Genomic DNA, 19,372 nt, shown 5'->3' on the forward strand with positions numbered 1-19,372 from the left:
AGAAATTCTACGAGTGAGCTGTATTATTTTACGGGATAGTTACACAACCGGGCGTTGCCCCAAGAGGTGAACAATCCTAGTAGATGCTTTTAGGGTTTTTAGCATCTACCATCTCAAAGGATAGTCGTATCTAGATAGATACGCGGCCTTAAGTACAATAAGGTGACAAAAGGTGTGCAGCTACCAGTAAAAAACATTTTATACCAACAAGTTAATTCGATATTGCCTTGACTTAGAGAACACAATTATCTTAATATTACGGTCGTAAGCCTTTTATGGGCTTTGACCTTGGAGTAGCTTTTAATTAAGTCTGACGTCTGAGGAGACAGTTAATGTCAAGTCCCACTTCGTGTGACTTGACAAATAATAATATCCGCACAAGCGTAATGCTTGTCAAGAACTCCAATGCGAGTGTAATCTCAACACGAACTTGGAGGGAAAGGGATATAACTGATTGTAATATTTGAATTGTGGTGCTCATATTAATTGTGACTCCTAATGTGAATGTTATCTTCAGAAGAATGTTAACTGTAACCAGTAGAAATACTTCCGAGTATTTATAATTATACTGGAATAGTGACCTAATAAATCGGCCCCAGAAATTAGCTTAACCACTGGGTGGAAACGGTAGTTTGTGCCATAGCTTTGAGTTTTTAAGTATGTGCGATGCATTCCCCTTTAGGGCATAACCGTAACTGGACTGGAGAGCATACATAAGACGACGTAAAGCTAACTGACTTTTGTCGAAACTGTGTATTGTCACAATTGATATGAGACTTCCGGAACCTCGCTCTCCAGTTTCGTCACGGCATTTTTATGGACGAAAAAGAAATCAAAGTTGCGTGGAAAAGCAAATATTCTGACGTAACAGGAAACGAAAAAGATAAAAAAAGACCTTCATACCTTCATTTTGATGTAAGACCAAATTTCCAATCTGCGTGCAAAAAGATATTTAAAGAAGAGTATATTGAAAATCACTCATTCTGGCCTTTCATCTTTTATAAAGCGAAAGCTGAAAAGATTAAACTTTTATCTGATTTATTAAATAAGCATTCTCTAACTCTACCTGCAACTCTAAATAACAAGAAAAATCTCCCAAAAGCGGTTAAAGATTTGATTGAGGCTGACCCTGAAATATCTAAAGCTTTGATATCTACTAAAGGAAACCCTCATAAATATGCAACATGGAAGCTGCGTCCTATCTGTTATGCTAGTCATTTAGATAGCTTGATTTACTCCTACTATGCAGACTTACTATATTTCGACTACGAGAAGCTATTGAAGAAAAAGAAGCTTGATGACATTGTCTTGGCTTTTCGAAAAGGAAATGGTTCAGTAGGGAAATGTAATATACATCACAGCTTAAAAGCTTTTAATGATATAAAAGATTATGAAAAATGTGTTGTATTAGCCTTTGATGTTAGCTCTTTTTTTGACATCCTTGATCACAGCATCATCAAAGATAAATGGCTTGAAGTAATAAACCAGTCTCAAAAGCACACCAGCCTGCCAAAACATCACTTCAAAGTATTTAAATCTATAACATCATTTTCTTATGTTGATAGAGATGAAGTATATGATTTATTTGGAATATCTAAAAACAAACCTAAAAAAATATCTAGAAATATAATAAAAGAGAGCTTTTATAAAACACTTCCATCATTTAAGGAGCCAGTTCAAAAACGAAGAAGAAGAACTCGTATATGCTCAAGCTCAGCGTTCAGAGAGGTAGTAAGAAACAAGCAACTAAAAATCAGCAGAAATAATGATAATAAAGGCATTCCTCAAGGCTCCCCGATGAGTGGCTTACTATCAAATATGTACATGATTGATTTTGACGTTGAGTTAAATGAATATACCGAACGCCATAATGGTAAATACTATAGATATTGTGATGATCTTCTATGTATTATCCCTATCCAAAACAAGGCAGAAGTTGAAAGTGCATCAAGGCAATTAGAGAAGTTCGTCTACAACCTTGCAGAAAAGTTCAAACTAGATGTAAATGAAAAGAAGACTGAAAAATTTGCATTCATGCCCGAAAGTGCTCTTGAAGCCATTTACCCCGATGGAACACAAAAGCCAATATCAAAACAGTCTAACAATATTGCTTGCGCAAAAATAGCAGACAAAGCCTTGGTTTATTCTCGATTGCAATATCTGGGCTTTAAGTTTGATGGTAACAAAATCACCATTAGATCCTCATCTATTTCTAGGTACCAAAAGAAATTGAAGCGAGGAATAAAATATCACTTACAGCTAAAAAGAAAGTATGATCCTGATGGCTCTTTAAAGCAACAAAAGCTCAGGGAGTTATATAGTCATGTCGGAATGACAAACTTTCCAGCTTACGCTTACCGCTCGTCAGCTATTATGAATTCACCTGCTATAAACAAGCAATTGAAGAACCATCAGCGAGTAATATCAAAGCAAATTAAAACTATTTCCAAACGAATAGACATTGAACCATAAAATAGAAGGGCGCTAATAATGCCCTTCTATATATTCATAAGCCTTGTTAAATAGCTCTTTATCTTTACCAAGACCAAACTGGGCCAGTGTTACCAATAATGCTTTTTGTATCTCTCTGGGACCACTGTTGGAGTTTTGCCAGCCGTCAAAGCGCTTAGCTTTAACAATCTTGTCGATTTGCTCCACCACATCCTGGATAACTTGAGGAGTGCTGTTTGGACGGGTTTCCATGAACAACTTGGTAAGGGCCTGAACATTATCCTCTTCGGTAACCACTTTCTCGCCAGTTTCACGTTCAGCTTGCACAGTGTCCTTTGCGGCATCTAACAGCGCTTTCAACCAGTCAATAGCCTTGATTACCCCAGCTTCATAATCTTGTCGCAGCTTTTCTAAACGCTCGCCTAACTCCACAAATTTTGGCTCGCCGCTGCCACGCAATCGGCCCATAAGATCTATTTCAAGACGCTTAGCTCTTTGCTCCTGTTCTTTTTCCGTTAGAGTGAAAATCGCATGCTCGTCCATAATGAGCTCATCAATATCATCTCTGATACGGTTTATATCCGTATTATCGTGAATCATCTTGATGGTTTCAGGCCCCAGAGCAGCCCAAACTAGCGCGCCTGTTTGACCGACAGGGCGAACCGATTCATAGATTTGCGCAAGCCATTTGTAGTCTTGCCGATATGGGTTTAAAAACGGGTCAGGATTAATCGCTGACCATAGCTTTGTAAGTACACCAAAGCTTGCAGCAAATTCGTCACGTTTTTCATTGGTTGGCAAGCACTCTTGCGCCGCCATAACGCCTTCAAATCCCTCAAGGGTTCTATCTACATCGGGGAAGAAAGATAAACACTTATCCAATTGTGTGGGTAACAACGCCTTGAAAGCTTCAATGCCTTCAACAACACCTTCGATCTCATCCGGATTATAAGCAAGCGCGGTACGCAGATTTTCAAACACGCCTAGGTAATCAATGATCAAGCCCATATTTTTGCGTGTATCATCAGTCTCATATAAGCGGTTGGTACGACACATAGCTTGAAGAAGCGTATGATCTCGTAACGGCTTATCTAAATACATGCAATAGCAAATCGGCGCATCAAAACCTGTAAGCAATTTCGCGGTAACAATAATAAGCTGTAGCGGGTTCTGTGGGTCCTTGTAGCCTTCGATAAGAGCTTTCTGAGTTTGTTCTTCAGCATCAATTGTTCGCCAACGTTTGAAGTCCTCTTCCTTAACTGGAATGTCCTTATCGCTTTCCCACTTGGCCCAGTCTTTGTTTTTCTTACCTTTGTCGTCAATGATAGGAGCTTGGTCAACGTTCATCACCACTTCAACGGCATCAAAGCCTAGCTTTTCGCCCAGCAAGTAATACATCTGTACACATGCATCACGGTCATAAACCACCACCATGCCTTTCATATTTTTCGGCTTAACGTGGCTGCTAAAGTGTTCAGCAATATCGTTACTGACAGCGGCCATGCGTTTAGGCGCTTTGAGCATCACCGCCAACTTGCCAGCGCGTTTAGAAAGCGCCGCTTTTTCTTCATCGTCTAGGTTATTGTCTTTGGCGAGCTGCTCAAATTCTTGGTTGATGGCATCACGGTCTACCCGAAGCTCGGCCAAACGTGGTTCGAACTTCACAGGGTTGGTCGCCCCGTCACGAATCGACTGCTTGTAGCTGTAGCGATTCATGTAGCGTCCGGGGTCTTCTTCCGCACCGAATAACTTAAAAGTATTGCGATCGATACCCGAAATCGGTGTGCCGGTTAAACCATAAAAGTGTGCATTTGGAAGCGCCCAGCGCATTTTTTCACCTAAACCGCCTTCTTGGGTGCGGTGAGCTTCGTCCACTAATACAATTATGTTATCCCGATTATTGAGGCCGTTAGGATTACTGTCATCAATCTCCACATCTTTAAACTTAAAGATGGTCGTAATCAGAATGCCACGGCTGTCTTTCTCGATATGTTCGCCGAGCTTTTTGCAGCTTTGTACTTTGATGAGGTTTTTAACGTCGGCACCGCCAAAGGTCTCGTTGATCTGGCTGTCCAGGTCACGCCTGTCTACCACAACCAATACGGTTGGGTTATTAAGCTCATTGTCAGCACGAAGCATCTTTGCAGTGTAGAGCATCAATAGGGATTTACCCGAGCCCTGGAAATGCCATATCAAGCCTTTTTTCGGATAGCCGTTACGCACCCTATCCACAATCTGCTTAGCAGCTTCAAACTGAGGGTAACGCGGTAGAATTTTAATGCGCTTGGGTGGCGTGTTTTTAACGGTTTTGACCGTTGAAAACAGCGCGAACGACTCAAGTAATTGCAGTAAGGTTGTTGGATTTAGCAACCCCTCAGCGCTTTGTACGACGGAAGCCATTCCAGGCACAATTTCTTCACGCTGATCTGTGTTGTGCCATGGCCCCCAATCTTTCACTCGGGCGTTGATAGCACCATAAGAAAAAGTTTTACCTTCACTGGCAAAACACAACAGGTTAGGTACAAAGAAGGGCTCTACGTTTTTCCAATAGTGCTTTTTACCGCCCATAAAATCGGCGGCACCGTCTTGCCAGGTAACACTGGGGCGAGTCGCCGTTTTCACTTCGCCCACTACTAAAGGGATACCATTCACATAAAGCACGATGTCAAAATAGGCTTCGGTAGCCGCGATGTAATGCACCTGCTGCGCTACTACAAAGTGGTTATTATCAAGATTATCGTAATCAATCAGGTTAATAGTGATGTGATCGCTATTCTCACCAAACGGGAGACTTTTTTCCGCCATCAGCCATTCTTGGAAATTTTCGTTAGCTTTAACTAAACCGGTATTACGTGCTTCAAGTATCAACCCTCGAAGCTTATGGATGACTTCATCCGCATAATCCGGCTGTTTAGCTATATCTGGATTTAACGAACACAACGCGTCTTTAAGCCATTCATCAACGAAGATATCCTGCGCTTTTTTAGGCAGACTCTCACCGTGGCAGTAAGTCCACTTTACCCCGCTTAAACCCTTTAAGCGGTCGATAATTCCATTTTCTGTGACGGTTTGTTCGTTAAACATATCTACCCGATCCTAAAAATTGCTTTTTTAACTGTCTTTATCTGCGTACCTTTGTCGACTAAAGAACTTAATACTGGCTTTATCCGACCATACATTTCAACAATCTCTTTTTGCTTTTTGATTGCCGGGTATTTAAAAGGCATGTCTTCTATTTGTTTTGCGTTAACATTTGGTTGAGCTCCGCCTCTGGCAGCTCCACGTAACCAGCGATTATATGCTCCCGAAAGAGTGAAAATTTGAAAGAACTCTGGCAATACCAACTCTGGATTCAGTCGAATTCTAATCAAATACCCAGCGAACACAGCATGTCCAAACTCTTTCTTGTATAGCAAAGTCTTCCCGACAGTGTTGCCACTTCGTGCAATGAGGAAATCATTGTCATTTAGCCCAAACTTAGTTTCATAGCTGCTGTCTACGCCTACAACATCTGATTTATCCAAAATACCAGATTCGGAAATATCAGTAACACGTATATATCTTGGTCGCCCATGTTCATATGGAACAGCTTTCGCTGCGGCACCATACTCAGGCTTTCCAATTAATACATTTTTCAAATAGCAACTAGGCCAGTCTAAAGAGTTGTTCCATCGATCTTCAAAGAAAGATGTAAATAACTGCTGGGTTGATTGCAGGCTGTCTTCAAGCCTTCTCAATACCATCTCAGCACCAGTTAATATCTTTAACAGACTTTCCTGGTAATCTTTATTAGGGAAAGGGAAATTCTGTTCTGCCAAAACTTTCCACTTAATAGTCGGCGATAGTGAACCCTCAGAAATTGCCACGGCCCTGTTCATAAAAACATCAGACTGCATAAAAAATGGCAGAAATTCAGGGATAACATTTTTAGAGTTCGCTTCAAGCACCATGGCATGTGCCGAGCAAATACAATCCCAGTCTGCCACCGCCACTTTGCGCTGGTAGGCGCGGCGCTTGCCAAAAATGATTTGCCCCTTCTTCACCAAAAGTTTTTGACCTGCCACATCACTGGGCACACCATGACGTTTAATTTTCAAGCTGTCTGGGTCCAAATGTTCCAGCCCGACATAGATTTCAAGGTCGGTTTCACTGGGTGCGACACGCTTGGAGATATGTTTAGCGATATCGCCAAACTTCACCATTTGCCAACCTTCAGGTAATTGTTGCTCAGTCATTTATTGCTCCACCTTGCTAACTTCAGTCTCAAATCCCAGCTCAGCAAGGCTTTGGAATAACTTATTGGTCTGTTTTTTCAATTGCACTCGGCTGACCTTCCATGTCTCGATGGCATGCTCAATATCGTGCACTTCGCCATTGTTTTGTGCTTGTACATAAAGTGGAATCGACAGGTTGTAGAGGTTCTCTTTGATGGTATCGATATCCACCAACGCAGTAATGTCGCTTTGCTGCTCTGGTTCAAAGTAGGCCTCGCACAGTACGGTTAAATCATCATCCGATAAGCGGCTGTGGGCACGCTCTCTGGTGACGTGTTCTACGCCATTGATAAACAAGACCTTGTTTTTTCGCTCGACAGGCTTATTGCAATTAAGCACCACCACGCAGGATTCCATTGGTGAGTTGTAAAACAGATTTGGCCCGAGGCCAATCACCGCTTCAATGATGTCCGATTCAATCACTTGTTTACGGATGCTTTGCTCGGAATCGCGAAACAACACGCCGTGTGGCCAGAGCATGGCGGCGCGGCCCGTATCGGGCTTAAGGCTTTTAATGATATGGGTGTAAAACGCATAATCGGCGCAGCCTTGCGGTGGGACTCCGAAGAGATTGCGTCCGTAAGGGTCGGCGGCAAATTTATCGCGGTTCCATTTTTTGATGGAGTAAGGCGGGTTAGCGAATATCACATCAAACTGCTTGAGCTGGTCGTTTTCAATAAACTTGGGTTCTGCCAGGGTGTCGCCGCGCAGCACATCAAACTCTTCAATGTCGTGTAAGAACATGTTCATGCGCGCTATCGCTGATGTGAGCAGGTTAATTTCTTGTCCATACAGATGAACGGTTCGCCATTCCTCACCTCTGGATCGCAAATCCATTACTGCATTGAGTAACATTCCTCCGGTACCGCAAGTAGGGTCATAGGCTGTTTCGCCTGGCTTTAGATCCATGATTCGTGTCATTAAGTGCACGACTGTGCGGTTGGTATAAAATTCAGCTGCAGTGTGACCCGAATCATCTGCGAATTTTTTGATGAGATACTCGTAAGCCTCACCTAAATCGTCTTGTGCAACCGACTTAATACCAAGAGGAATTTTGCTAAAGTGCTGAATTAAGTCCGCAAGTAAATGATCTGGCAGCCGTTGCTTATTGGTCCACTGCGCATCACCGAAAACGCCATGCAATCGAGGGTTGTTTGCTTCAATCAAACGCAAAGCATTTTGAATCGCTTCACCAATATTCTTACTCGTATTGCGAACGGACTCCCAGCTCGCTTCTTTGGGAATATCAAAACGATGAAACATGGGCATTGCAGCATATTCGGCATCGTCGTTAAGCTCTAAAGCTTCAACATACTCCTCGAGATATACGTCTGACAAACGCTTGTAAAACAACAGCGGGAAAATGTACTGCTTATAGTCAGAAGCGTCGATTTGGCCGCGCAGAAACTCAGCTGCGCCCCAAAGTAGGTCTTCTAACTTTTTTCTATTAATTGAAGACATTTAATCGCGAAACCTCTCATTTGAGATCAAAGTAAACTCAATGATGTTGAGCCCAATGCTTGGCTCTTCGTCGTCTGCTTCGTGAGTACTTGGCGGTTCCGAGAAAAAACCAAATTTATTTAGTATGCTCATCACTTTGTTACTCTCTTCCCCCTTATACGAGGATGTATTCACACCGCGAGCGCCCTTTCTTGTCTTCGAGCCCATTAGTCTCGTTCGCTTTTGTGATGTTATTCTTAATAAATCATTTATCAGTAAGCTCCATCCCTCCTGCCATGGACAGATAGGCTGAATAATGCCGCTAACGTGGAAATTTTTTACTATATCTGAATGCTGGGTTGATAAGTCATCATATTCTTTCTTATTCAAAACTTTGAACTCTTTCCCTGCGTTACCGAGAATAAAATTGTATATCTCATGAACAAAGCAAAAATAATGGCTTAGCGGATCAGTTGGGTTGGCGGTAAGAGCGCTTGCGTCTGGCAATCTGCTATGTAACCAATGAGGCCATCCCCCTAACGGGCTAACAGTGTCTTTTAATAGCAAGTACTTCGCACTTCCATGCAGGTCAAGATCACAAATCCATCGATACATGCCATTTAAATCTCTGGTCGATCGTAAGTAGTGGAATATTGGCCACTCATTGTATAGTTTATGTTGTTCCGAATTCCCCGTGTCTGAAACAGGAATTGACTCGAACATCTTTGCTTGAAATAACATTGCTCGTCTACTTACTTCACCTGTATTTGATTGAATAGTAGAGAGTAATAAGAGATCTCCTACCTCTATCGACTTGGGCTGGCCACTTTTTGTTTTGCCGATACCCGTATATGAAACTTTAGGTGTTTGATGTACGAAGATTGAGCCAGGTACATTAGCGATGCTACCCGATGAAAAATTAAACGACCCTAACCTAGAGCTCTTTTTAAGGTAGGCAGGAATATTTTTTGCGATGTTTGCCACTATACTTGGTTCATCTGTACCACTATCTATAGCATCATTGAGTGCTTGAATGAGACAAACGGTGAGCTCAGAAGATTCTTTCGGGCTGATGTCATTTACTGGTTGCATAATCACCTACTCTTTTATTCATAACTCATACCCTTCTTTGATAAGAAGCTCTTCTAATTCACTTTCTGCCTGCTCAAGTGCTGCCAACTTTTCTTGGAAATTACGCAAGGCTTCTTCTACCGTGATAGTTTCTTCTTCTAAAGGTTTTTGTACATACCGAGCAATATTGAGGTTAAAGTCGTTTTCTTTAATCTCATCGAGAGGCACCCAGCGAGCAACACCTGCAACCTCTTGAGCAGCAGGACCTTGCTGCTCCATATCACTGTATATTTTGTATATTTTATCGGCTTGTTGGTTAGATAACGTATTTTGCGCCCGCCCTTTGGTATAGATTTCTTCTGCATTGATAACCAAAACATGATTAAGATGTGAAGCAAGCCGTGATTTGCGTAACACCAAGATGCATGCAGGAATACCTGTTCCATAAAATAGGTTTGATGCGAGCCCAATAATGGCCTCAATACGATTATCCTGGAGTAATTTAGTTCGAATCTTCCCTTCTGCCGCGCCTCTGAAGAGAACACCATGAGGAAGAACAACAGCCATTCGGCCGGTATCATTCAGCGATGCAAACATGTGCTGAACCCAAGCGAAATCGCCATTGGTTTTAGGGGCTAGACCAAACTGATTTCTACCGTAAGGATCCGCACTCCAGCTGCCGTGTCCCCATTCTTTCAGGCTAAAAGGGGGATTCGCAATAACACAATCGAAATGCTCTAGTTGATCGTTCTCGAGAAATTTGGGCTCACGTAACGTATCGCCGCGAGCGATTTCGAAGTCTTCTTGCCCGTGCAGAAATAGGTTCATGCGAGCAATAGCTTCGGTAGTGAGGTTTTTCTCCTGGCCTTTGAGCTTTAACAAGCGAGGGTCGCCGTCGTTTTCTTTTAAGTGGTGGATGGTTTCGAGCAGCATACCGCCTGTTCCGCAGGCAGGATCATAGACACTCTCACCGACCTTAGGATCGAGAATGTTGACCATTAGGCGGACAATGGTGCGGGGGGTGTAGAATTCACCAGCCTTTTTGTTTGCTTTATCGGCGAACCGCTTAATGAGGTATTCGTAAGCCCGTCCCATGTCATCATTGCGGACACTAGCAACACCAAGATTCACTTTATTGAAGTGGTTCAGTAGTGTGCTCAGAAGCTCATCAGATAAACGCTCTTTGTTGGTCCAACTTGCATCGCCGAAAATCCCATGCAGCTTTGAGTTAGCGAACTCAATACCGCGGAAAGCATCTTTTAAGGCCTGTCCTATGTCCTTGGTGCGTTCAAAAACATTTCTCCAATGGCAACCCTCTGGAATTTGTATTCGATGGAACATGGAGCCTTTGGCGAGCTCTTCGTCACCAACTTGCTTCATTGCTTCTGTAAATTCTTCATCGTAAACGTCGCAAATACGCTTAAAAAATAAGATCGGGAAAATGTATGTTTTGTAATCAGAAGCATCGATGGGCCCTGTGATGATGTGGGCTGCATGCCATAGGTGTGCTTCTAAATCCTTTAACTTTATTAGCGTCATTATTTATCCATAACTAATCGTTGCGGTCTTGAAGACCTTTGCAGCAAGTCATGAACTTCGCAGTCAAAAAGAGCGCACAGCTTATCGAGCGCTTCCAAATCAATTTTTTGCGCGGTTTCTTTATACATGAGGGTAACCGTATTTCGACTTAATCCAGTTTCACGGATAACGTCGCTGATACGCATTTTGTGATCACCCATCATGCGGGCGAGGTGGCAGCGAATCATGTCTTACTCCAAGAGTTTCGAGAAAGCTGCGATAAAACTAACACGATTCTATTTTTATGTGAATAATTTCAGTTAAAATCAAATTATTAGTGTTTTTATTTACTTCGAGGTTGGGAGTGGTGGTTTATGAAACTTGTTCCCAAGTTACGTATTTTACATCAAAACTGGGTTCAACGCGCTCCGTAGATGGTTGAGCTCGATATTCTTCTTCAGGAAAATGCCAAATATTGAAGTCAGCATTTGGATAAGTATCGTGGTGTAAATTGCTCCAACCCAGACACTCCGCAATTTTGCTTATAGCAACTAATTTACCCTCATGAATTTCAGCTTTGCCTTGGGTCAGCCACAGGTTATGGGACGCATTTACTGCTCCGGTGAGTAAGTCGGCCACTTGAATCAGTAGTTCGGTCTTGGAATCGCATTTGGTAACGGAATTGATTCGTCCCAACCCCTTCAACTGATGGTTGGCGATTATCTCAACAACTTCATGTCTTTTATTGTACGCATCTGATTTATCATCAATTTTAGCTTTGATTTCTGAATTCAAGCGGCTAGCACAAAAATTCATTAACATGGTATACGACTTATAAAATGCTTCTTCTTCATTTTTGTGCCAATTCCTGTAGGGTTCTTTCCACGTAACTTTGCAGATAAATGATGCAGGGGACGACATTATTAAGCGAATGACGTCTATCATAAAGTTAATCACTGCGTAGCTTCTTTTAACGCGTGACCACTTAAGCTCTCGATCTGTTGGTAAATTATGCTTTTCTATTAGTCTGATAGTCTCGGCTTCAAACTGTTTAAGGTGCTGACATGGAACAAGTAGACAGCCAATTGTGTAACATTTGTCCGCGCTTGAAATGCCACTTTCGTCGGCAAACAGAGAATATTCCATACGGTTTTATCACCTTAATACCGTTGTAACAAAATGGGAGCTTTAGCTCCTATTGATTACACTTTTAGATCCTTTGTCTAAGGTGTATATTCAGTTTCGTGGCAGCGCGGACATGGCGGCAACGTATCGTCGTGATCATCAAGCGTTACGCTCTCGCCACAGTTGTCGCATGTGTAAGTGCCTTTTCCAGGTTGTTCGCCAGTAGTAGACATGGTTGCTATCCTTTTAGATAAGCCCCTAATAAAAGCAACATCATTCATTGACTAGGGAAGTCAATGAGAAGCCGAACAAGTATGAAGTTATCGAAAAGGAATGAAGTGGTCAAATTTTAAACTGCTCGATATGCATGCGGGTAGGTAAGCGGATTGGTGAGTATCGTGGTTACCTTAATTCAATAAGCATGACAAATAAAAGGTAATTGATTGATTTACAGTTGCTTTTAAAGGTGTTCAATATTCAAATCCAAAACATCGAGTAGCCTGCGGTTCTACCGCAGATGCGACCTGCTGATATCCGTCAAAAATTGCACAATGAGCCGATTCGATCCATTATTCGGCTCATGTTTTGAGCTGAATGGTTTCGTTTTACAGCTCATTCATGAAGCAATCTGCATGGTGCTTATATGGCAACGACGAAAAATCAATCTCGAGAATGGCTCTGGCAATACTCTCAATGGCCAGATTTTAAATGGCAAGCTGAGCAGTTACAGCCATTACTCCGACGCGCCTACGATCATCTTGGCCAACTCAAAGGGCGGATGGCTTCAGTTGATGGGTATGAGGAGTTCACCCTCGATGCATTGCTAGTCAATATTGTTGCTTCATCTGCGATCGAGAGCGAGAAAGTGGATGTCTACGCAGTTCGATCGTCGCTTGCCCGACAATTCGGCATCAACGCTCAAAATCCGATTAAGACCTCAGAGCAGAGTGAGCATCTGGCCAGTTTAATGCGCGATGCCGTGACATCCTGGCAGCATCCGCTTACCGTCGACACGTTGTTACAGTGGCACCGTTGGTTATTTCAAAGTCAAACGCCACTGCTACAAAAAGTTGTGCCGGGAGAGTTGCGTGGCGAGTCGCCGATGCAGATTGTTTCTGGGCCTATGCTAAAACCGAGGGTACACTTTGAGGCCCCCCCGCGGTCGATTGTCGAAAGCGAGCTGAATAGGTTTGTGGGCTGGTTCAACGAAACTGCAGATAGCGGCCTGGACCCGTTAGTTCGTGCTGGAATTACTCATCTTTGGTTTGTGACCATTCATCCATTTGAAGATGGTAATGGTCGCATCACTAGGGCGCTAACTGATCGAGCATTGGCTCAGAGTGACCAGAACAGTATTCGTTTATTTGCGATGTCTGAGGCCATTTTGCAACATCGTAATGCCTACTACGACATTCTCGAGCATACGCAAAAGCATGGTATCGACATTACTCGTTGGCTAGTTTGGTTTATTGAGACGCTCACGCAGTCTGTCGAAGGAGCGTTGGCAAGAATTGAGCGAACCCTGTTCAAAACAAAGTTCTGGGCTCGGCATGCCGATAAACCATTGTCAGAATCCCAACGAAAAGTGCTCAATCGTTTACTTGATGGCGATTTTGAGCAAGGTATCAACGCCACTCAGTACCAACGCGTTGCCAAGGTTAGTAAGGCCACAGCCACCCGCCATTTGACTGATTTAGTTGAGCACAGTGTGTTGGAGAAACTACCAGGAGGCGGGAGAAGCACAAGGTATCGAGTAACCCCATAGAATCCAGTCCTTTCGTAGCCAAGTGCCAGCTATAGGTTTAAGTGGCGTTGTTGGCTAAGCTAGCTAAATATTGATCCAGCTTTGCGCTATCTAAGTTATTCGCCGAGGCTAAAGAGTGGCCGTTGCCTATTAAAAACACTAGGAGAGGGTCAAGATGAAATCAATTTTTGTTCTGTATCAAGATGTAAGGCAATCTCATGCGTAAAACCGATAAAAAACGAGAACGCGACATCATTCGTGCGCTGACCGAGTTGTGTGAGGCAGCTAAGCTTGACCATCCGGGCTTTATTTGGCTGACTCACGAGGTCAATTATCAGCGCTTCCCACAAAGTTTACAGGTCACGCTGGTGTTTGCTGAAAGCGTGAATGACGCGCAAATGGCCGAGCAATTCCGCGCTTTGCTTAGCGACGTGCAGGCCGCGCTGCAGCCGGTTATCGGCATTTCGTTACCGGCCGCACAAATCGCCGCCTGCCGCGAGCATCGGCTACATTAGAGCAGAACGTCCTAGCGTAACTCGCCTTACAGCGACCCTAAAAACGCTAATAGCGCTTCGCGGTCGGCGCGGTTGAGGTTGATAAAGCGGTTTTTTATCACTTCGGCTTCGCCGCCATGCCAGACAATGGCTTCGGTCAATGTGCGCGCGCGACCATCATGTAAATAACCGACCGGAATGTCAGCGGCGACGTATTGCGTGTAACCGACTCCCCATAATGCCGGTGTGCGCCACATGCGACCGCTCGCAAGCCCTTCGCTAAAATTATCGGCGAGACCATCGCCCATGTCGTGTAATAGCAGATCGGTGTACGGGCGTATGGTTTGATTGCGCACTTCGGCAAACTTCGAGCGCGTACTGGTTTGTACTTCACTGACGTGGCAAGCGTTACAGCGAATGTCCTTGAATACCTGCTCCCCCTGTGCCACTTGTTCTGGCTCGACATCTAAGTAGGCTAGCGCCGCCACGCCCTTGGGAAAGCCGCTGCGCACGCTACGCTGCGCTGGTACGGCGAGCAACTGCAAGTAGTCGGTCATCAGCTCTAGCGCATCGTCGGGCAAGCCCGGCTCGCTGCCGCTAGCGGTGTCGCAATACTGCGGTCCGGCTAAGCAATCGCGATTGGGATACAGCGATGAGGTGACCGACATATCCAGCAACGCGGCGTTTGCGACCTGATGACGCAGGCTAACCTTACCGGCTTTCCAACCATAGCGGCCTAAACGTACCGCGCCACTTTCCGGATCATAAACATAGTTAGCGGTGCCCAGCACACCATCGGCATCAGGGCTGGTGCGAACGCGCGCTAAAATGGTGTCATCATCAATCGCTTCAAGCAGACCCATGCCGATCAGCGGCTGCGCTGCGCGCAACGAATACGACGCCGGTAGCGGTCCTTCAAAGGCGATGGTGGGCTTACGTAACTGCACCACAGTGCCATCAGCCAGGCTGACGTTATAGCCCTCAAAACCACTGACATAGGCCGCATTACCCCAGTTTTCGGAGGCTCCGGTGCTGGTTGAACGCGCATTCATTTGTAGGCTTTGACCATAAATTGGATGAGGTAAATACTGACCGTTAGCCGAATCAGATTCCGCGCCCACACGCACCACCATGGTGTCTAAACGCTGATTAACCGCCACCGGTGCGACGCTGCGGCCGTTATTAATATGACAGCTGACGCAAGTGGATTGATTAAAGTGCTGACCTTGCAAGCGCCGCCCGGCGTCATTGCGGTCGTTACCGTCTTCGTTATGTTCGCCACTCCACAGGTTGGTATGCAACCAGCGTCGACCTTCCATAAAGCGCTGAATGTTTTGCATGCCGACATTGTTGTGTGGCTGCTGAAAAATAAAGCTGGCATTGTCGGCGTAATCATATGACACAGAACCCATGCCGCCTTGTAGCGTCGCTTTGGGTAACGGCTGGTTCATCAGCCGCGGTTGCACGCCGTACCAAGGCCGTAAACCCTCACCCATAACATAGGTCAACTCGTTGGTGTAATAACGTACGGCACCGTCGTCGCCGACCGCATCCATAGCCGCACGAGTCGAGAAAAACGAGCTGGTAAACTCAATAATATCGCCCTTTTTCAGCGCTCTTGCCGCCACGCTGTTGCCATTGGGCACCAGCACGCCGTCAGCATTAGCCGACAAGGCGCGATGGCCGGGATAGGTATTAAACACCACACTACAGCCGTCGTTGGCGCCGATAACGCCGGCATAGCCGCTAGAGGGGTTCAATAGCTCATTATTTGCCGGTTTTTCGACCACGGGACAAGGCGCGCCGTCGCTTAAATAGGTCGAATCATCTAACAAATCACCCGGGCTCATCCAACCAAAGCCGGTGACATTGGGGTCGTCGAAACGCCGTACAAAGGCATGTCCACCACCTTTTTGCGCCTGTTGAAAGTATTGGTTAACGATAATGCGAGGCTCGCTAACACCAGCGACATTGCTGTTGTCGATAAACTCGACACCCCAAGTACGGTTTTTAAAGTAATTGGCGACAAAGTTTAAGTGCGCACCGGGGCCGTTATCGACCGGATTGCCTTGTCCATCGACGGTATCGTTGGCGCCAAACCCGATTTCGTTCCATGCTTCACCGCGTTCGCGCGCGTGCCGGGAACGGCCAACCATGCCAAAGCGCGTGACCAGCGTACCGTCGGGCAAAGTAAAGCTGAGGCTTTCAATGGGTTCGGCTGGCGCTGGCAAAGGCTGGCGGCCGCTAGGTATGTACGAGGTGTCCAGCGTTGCCATGGAGTTATCGCGCCCGGGTGTTTTAAACTCAACCTCGAATAATGAGTAGCCGTACTGGGTATGACGACGTACGCCCTGTATGCGCACATAACGGACGTCGATATTGAGATTAAAAAAGGCCTCGGTATCGCCTTTGCCAGCGGTGATATAGCGCAGTTGATACCAGTCTACGGCGTCGTCAGAGACGTAAATGGCGTATTCGTCGGCGTATGCGTTTTCCCAGTACAGCTTCATATAACCGATGGCGGTTTTCGCACCAAAATCGAATTGCAACCAAGCGTCGTCGGGGTCGTTGACAGCGTCACCCCAGGCGCTTTCCCAACGGCTGCTAAAGTCGCCGTCAACGGCTTTGTTGGCCGTATTGTTATCGTTCTCATCGCCGGATGACGTCGCGTTAATACCGGCAATGGGCTGTGCTAACTGGCTTTTATCGTAGCTGGCCGATAGTCGTAAAGCCGCCGGTGGCGCTGGCAGAATAGGGGCATCGGACGAGGGCAATGGGCTGATGCTGTTACCGGGCGCAGGCTCCAAATCGGGTTCGGGCAAGTCCTCGGTCGGCGGTGTTTCAGGCTCCGGTTCGGTCGGTGTGTTGTCAACCGGTGGCGAACTATTGTCGTTGCTACCGTCGTCACCACCACCACAGGCAGCGAGCGTTAGCGCTAACAGTGGTACCAGCAACCATCTTTTGTTGATGCGTTGTGACAGCGTCATTGCTGCGAGAATGGACTCAAGCGACATGATGATTCTCCGTAATCGATACCTAACACCTGTGCCTTGGCGATTAAGCCAACTTGGATGTTCAAACTCGGTGCCTGCCATTAATAACTAACCAACCTAATATAACGTTATTGCCGCTTTGAAGTTAATTTTCTATTAACCTTTCGTTAAGCCTTGTTTATATTGAACTGATCAGTTCAATATAAATAGCTTTTCTTAAGGCCTAGACTACATCAACCTGACGGTCGCGAGTTTGCCTCTCGTCGGTATTGCCCGGGTGACTTTCCGTGCATACGTTTAAAAGCGACGCCAAATGCTGCATCGGATAGATAACCTAACGATGCTGCAGTTTGTCCAACGCTGTCGACACCGTTTTTCAAGCGTGACGCGGCGATCTGCATACGCCACCATGAGGCATACTCAATCGGAGCTTTACCAACCTTGGCTTTGAACAATGCAGCAAAACTCGATCGCGACATACAGGCTATCTTTGCCATATCAATAAGACGCCAAGATTTAGTGGGAGACGCATGGATTGCGCTCATCACCTTAGCAATAACAGGGTCTTGTAAACCACCCAGCCAAGCAATATCGGCAAGGTTAGCCGTACCCATATATTGGCGAAGTGAATGCACGAAGATTATTTTTAGCAGTTCGTTACACACGGCGTAAGAGCCGGCCTGAGAGGACCGCCACTCGTTATCAAGTTGGTCAAGTAGCCAAGCAAACGATGATGCCCGATCCAATTCAGCATTGATCACGATGACAGGCGGCAGAAGTTCAAGTAGTCCGTCAGCACCTGAATTTTCAAGAGCCACGCTTCCCCCCAATAGCGCTACCGTATCTCCAGCACCGACGGTTAAAGACGTGGTCGGCTGAGCAAATATTTCAGCGGCGTCAATCGCCTCTATATGAGCATCACTGGCGAGTACGAAAGGTGTACGACATACAATGAAGCAGTCACCTTTTCGCAAATAGTATGGAGGCATGCCTGGTATGCGTAGCCAGCATTCTCCGTGCCTTACTGTATTAAACTTTAGCTCAATAGGATGGAAGCGTAGTGCCCAATCTCCGCCAGCATATAGCCGCACTGAACAGCTTGCATTCAGACCTGCTAAGGCAAGTACATCTGATAATGGATCAGGTACCGCATTTTGGACGATCAAGATATAAACCCGGATTATATAGACTGGTTTGTCCAAAAATTTTAAAGAAAAATAAGGTTCTTTGCAATGTAATGAGGACGACAACGTGGAAACACTTCAACAGCCCTTATCATCTCCGTTTGGCGCCGCCACGACTGCGGCAGAAGTCGTAGCAGGTTTGGATTTGAGTGGTCGATTAGCGGTTATTACAGGTGGTTATTCAGGTCTAGGCTTGGTTACTACCAAGGCTTTAGCTAAAGTTGGCGCAAAAGTTATCGTACCAGCCAGAGACCCTGAGCGGGCGCGAGCGATGCTGGGGGATACCGATGGCGTTCGGGTGATGACGATGGATCTGCTCAAGCCAGACTCAATAAAGGCTTTTAGCGAGAGAATAGTGAATAAGCCAATTTCCTTACTGATTAATTGTGCTGGCATCATGGCAGCTCCGCTAGCACGCGATACTGATGGACATGAAAGTCAATTTGCAGTTAATCACCTAGGACATTTCCGCTTGACCTGTAGTTTATGGCCAGCGCTAGTCGCGAGTGGAAATGCGCGTGTCGTTTCGGTGTCATCGCGCGGACATCAGATTGCGGGAATTGAATTTGATGATATCGATTTTGTCCACCGACCTTACGATAAGTGGACCGCTTATGGTCAATCTAAAACCGCCAACGCGCTTTTTGCTATGTCATTGGACCGACGTGGCAGAGATTGTGGGGTCCGTGCTTTTTCTCTGCATCCAGGTCAAATTATGACAAACCTAGCACGCTATCTCGATAATGATGAGATTGAAGCGTTTGATGTCTTTGACGAGCATGGGCAACAACGAGTCGATCCTAAGATTGGTTTGAAGACAATCGAACAAGGCGCCGCTACCGGATTATGGTGTGCGACGAGCTCTCAATTAGATGGCTTAGGCGGAGTTTATTGCGAAGATTGTAATATTGCTCCGATAAATCATTCTGAAATTGGGCGTAAGGGCGTTGCACAATGGGCTGCCGATCCTGAAAACGCCGAGCGTCTATGGCAACTCTCAGAAAAGTGGACCGGCATGACAATCGGGCCGATTGCATAGATTAAAATCAATTGCCGTCGAGTTTGTGCTGCAGTGAAA

The 19,372-nt window shown here is 45.5% G+C and carries 14 protein-coding genes; 4 read left to right on the top strand and 10 right to left on the bottom strand.

What is annotated here, in order from left to right:
• Nucleotides 1-816 precede the first annotated feature (816 nt).
• Nucleotides 817-2,472: a reverse transcriptase domain-containing protein gene (locus A10D4_RS04750; RefSeq protein ID WP_008488081.1), complete on the top strand. Its 1,656-nt coding sequence runs from the start codon at nt 817-819 to the stop codon at nt 2,470-2,472.
• A gap of 12 nt (nt 2,473-2,484) precedes the next feature.
• On the opposite strand, the gene A10D4_RS04755 is transcribed toward A10D4_RS04750, so the two are convergent.
• From A10D4_RS04755 to A10D4_RS14545, 8 genes are all read right to left on the bottom strand, one after another.
• Nucleotides 2,485-5,535, bottom strand: a complete 3,051-nt coding sequence (locus A10D4_RS04755) for a type I restriction endonuclease subunit R (protein ID WP_008488082.1) — start codon at nt 5,533-5,535, stop codon at nt 2,485-2,487.
• 2 nt (nt 5,536-5,537) lie between these two features.
• Nucleotides 5,538-6,686: a restriction endonuclease subunit S gene (locus tag A10D4_RS04760; protein ID WP_008488083.1), complete on the bottom strand. Its 1,149-nt coding sequence runs from the start codon at nt 6,684-6,686 to the stop codon at nt 5,538-5,540.
• Nucleotides 6,687-8,186, bottom strand: a complete 1,500-nt coding sequence (locus A10D4_RS04765; RefSeq protein WP_008488084.1) for a type I restriction-modification system subunit M — start codon at nt 8,184-8,186, stop codon at nt 6,687-6,689.
• Complete coding sequence (locus tag A10D4_RS04770) at nt 8,187-9,257, bottom strand: hypothetical protein (RefSeq protein ID WP_008488086.1); 1,071 nt, start codon at nt 9,255-9,257, stop codon at nt 8,187-8,189. It abuts the gene before it with no gap.
• An 18-nt stretch (nt 9,258-9,275) separates the two neighbouring features.
• A complete protein-coding gene (locus A10D4_RS04775; protein ID WP_008488088.1) occupies nt 9,276-10,775 on the bottom strand; it encodes a type I restriction-modification system subunit M in 1,500 nt (499 codons plus the stop codon).
• On the bottom strand, nt 10,775-11,002 hold the full coding sequence (locus A10D4_RS04780) for a helix-turn-helix domain-containing protein (RefSeq protein ID WP_008488089.1): 228 nt from the start codon (nt 11,000-11,002) through the stop codon (nt 10,775-10,777). The genes A10D4_RS04775 and A10D4_RS04780 overlap by 1 nt, the downstream gene beginning before the upstream one ends.
• Nucleotides 11,003-11,126: 124 nt before the next feature.
• On the bottom strand, nt 11,127-11,900 hold the full coding sequence (locus A10D4_RS04785; RefSeq protein WP_008488090.1) for a DUF3800 domain-containing protein: 774 nt from the start codon (nt 11,898-11,900) through the stop codon (nt 11,127-11,129).
• A 77-nt stretch (nt 11,901-11,977) separates the two neighbouring features.
• Nucleotides 11,978-12,160 carry a zinc ribbon-containing protein gene (locus tag A10D4_RS14545; protein WP_420196182.1) on the bottom strand — a complete coding sequence of 61 codons (183 nt, stop codon included), beginning with the start codon at nt 12,158-12,160 and terminating at the stop codon, nt 11,978-11,980.
• A gap of 362 nt (nt 12,161-12,522) precedes the next feature.
• Here A10D4_RS14545 and A10D4_RS04790 point away from each other — a divergent pair, with 362 nt between their 5' ends.
• Together A10D4_RS04790 and A10D4_RS04795 are read left to right on the top strand one after the other, a co-directional pair.
• The gene (locus A10D4_RS04790; protein ID WP_008488092.1) at nt 12,523-13,644 is read left to right on the top strand and encodes a Fic family protein; all 1,122 of its coding nucleotides are present in this window, start codon (nt 12,523-12,525) and stop codon (nt 13,642-13,644) included.
• Nucleotides 13,645-13,841: 197 nt separating this feature from the next.
• A complete protein-coding gene (locus tag A10D4_RS04795) occupies nt 13,842-14,138 on the top strand; it encodes a hypothetical protein (RefSeq protein ID WP_008488093.1) in 297 nt (98 codons plus the stop codon).
• A gap of 26 nt (nt 14,139-14,164) precedes the next feature.
• On the opposite strand, the gene A10D4_RS04800 is transcribed toward A10D4_RS04795, so the two are convergent.
• Together A10D4_RS04800 and A10D4_RS04805 are read right to left on the bottom strand one after the other, a co-directional pair.
• Complete coding sequence (locus tag A10D4_RS04800; protein ID WP_008488094.1) at nt 14,165-17,131, bottom strand: di-heme oxidoredictase family protein; 2,967 nt, start codon at nt 17,129-17,131, stop codon at nt 14,165-14,167.
• A 212-nt stretch (nt 17,132-17,343) separates the two neighbouring features.
• Nucleotides 17,344-18,276, bottom strand: a complete 933-nt coding sequence (locus A10D4_RS04805; RefSeq protein ID WP_040502578.1) for an AraC family transcriptional regulator — start codon at nt 18,274-18,276, stop codon at nt 17,344-17,346.
• An 85-nt stretch (nt 18,277-18,361) separates the two neighbouring features.
• Here A10D4_RS04805 and A10D4_RS04810 point away from each other — a divergent pair, with 85 nt between their 5' ends.
• Nucleotides 18,362-19,333: an oxidoreductase gene (locus tag A10D4_RS04810; RefSeq protein WP_008488097.1), complete on the top strand. Its 972-nt coding sequence runs from the start codon at nt 18,362-18,364 to the stop codon at nt 19,331-19,333.
• The last annotated feature ends 39 nt before the right edge of the window (nt 19,334-19,372 follow it).

Origin of the sequence: Idiomarina xiamenensis 10-D-4 (genome assembly GCF_000299895.1) — a bacterium.
Taxonomy (GTDB): domain Bacteria; phylum Pseudomonadota; class Gammaproteobacteria; order Enterobacterales; family Alteromonadaceae; genus Idiomarina; species Idiomarina xiamenensis.

Excerpts from the sequence above, each read along its gene's own strand:
- A10D4_RS04765 (WP_008488084.1), bottom strand. The coding sequence starts at position 8,186 with ATGTCTTCAATTAATAGAAAAAAGTTAGAAGACCTACTTTGGGGCGCA.
- A10D4_RS04750 (WP_008488081.1), top strand. The coding sequence starts at position 817 with ATGGACGAAAAAGAAATCAAAGTTGCGTGGAAAAGCAAATATTCTGAC.
- A10D4_RS04795 (WP_008488093.1), top strand. The coding sequence starts at position 13,842 with ATGCGTAAAACCGATAAAAAACGAGAACGCGACATCATTCGTGCGCTG.
- A10D4_RS04775 (WP_008488088.1), bottom strand. The coding sequence starts at position 10,775 with ATGACGCTAATAAAGTTAAAGGATTTAGAAGCACACCTATGGCATGCA.
- A10D4_RS14545 (WP_420196182.1), bottom strand. The coding sequence starts at position 12,160 with ATGAATGATGTTGCTTTTATTAGGGGCTTATCTAAAAGGATAGCAACC.
- A10D4_RS04790 (WP_008488092.1), top strand. The coding sequence starts at position 12,523 with ATGGCAACGACGAAAAATCAATCTCGAGAATGGCTCTGGCAATACTCT.
- A10D4_RS04760 (WP_008488083.1), bottom strand. The coding sequence starts at position 6,686 with ATGACTGAGCAACAATTACCTGAAGGTTGGCAAATGGTGAAGTTTGGC.
- A10D4_RS04770 (WP_008488086.1), bottom strand. The coding sequence starts at position 9,257 with ATGCAACCAGTAAATGACATCAGCCCGAAAGAATCTTCTGAGCTCACC.
- A10D4_RS04755 (WP_008488082.1), bottom strand. The coding sequence starts at position 5,535 with ATGTTTAACGAACAAACCGTCACAGAAAATGGAATTATCGACCGCTTA.
- A10D4_RS04780 (WP_008488089.1), bottom strand. The coding sequence starts at position 11,002 with ATGATTCGCTGCCACCTCGCCCGCATGATGGGTGATCACAAAATGCGT.
- A10D4_RS04800 (WP_008488094.1), bottom strand. The coding sequence starts at position 17,131 with ATGTCGCTTGAGTCCATTCTCGCAGCAATGACGCTGTCACAACGCATC.
- A10D4_RS04785 (WP_008488090.1), bottom strand. The coding sequence starts at position 11,900 with ATGGAATATTCTCTGTTTGCCGACGAAAGTGGCATTTCAAGCGCGGAC.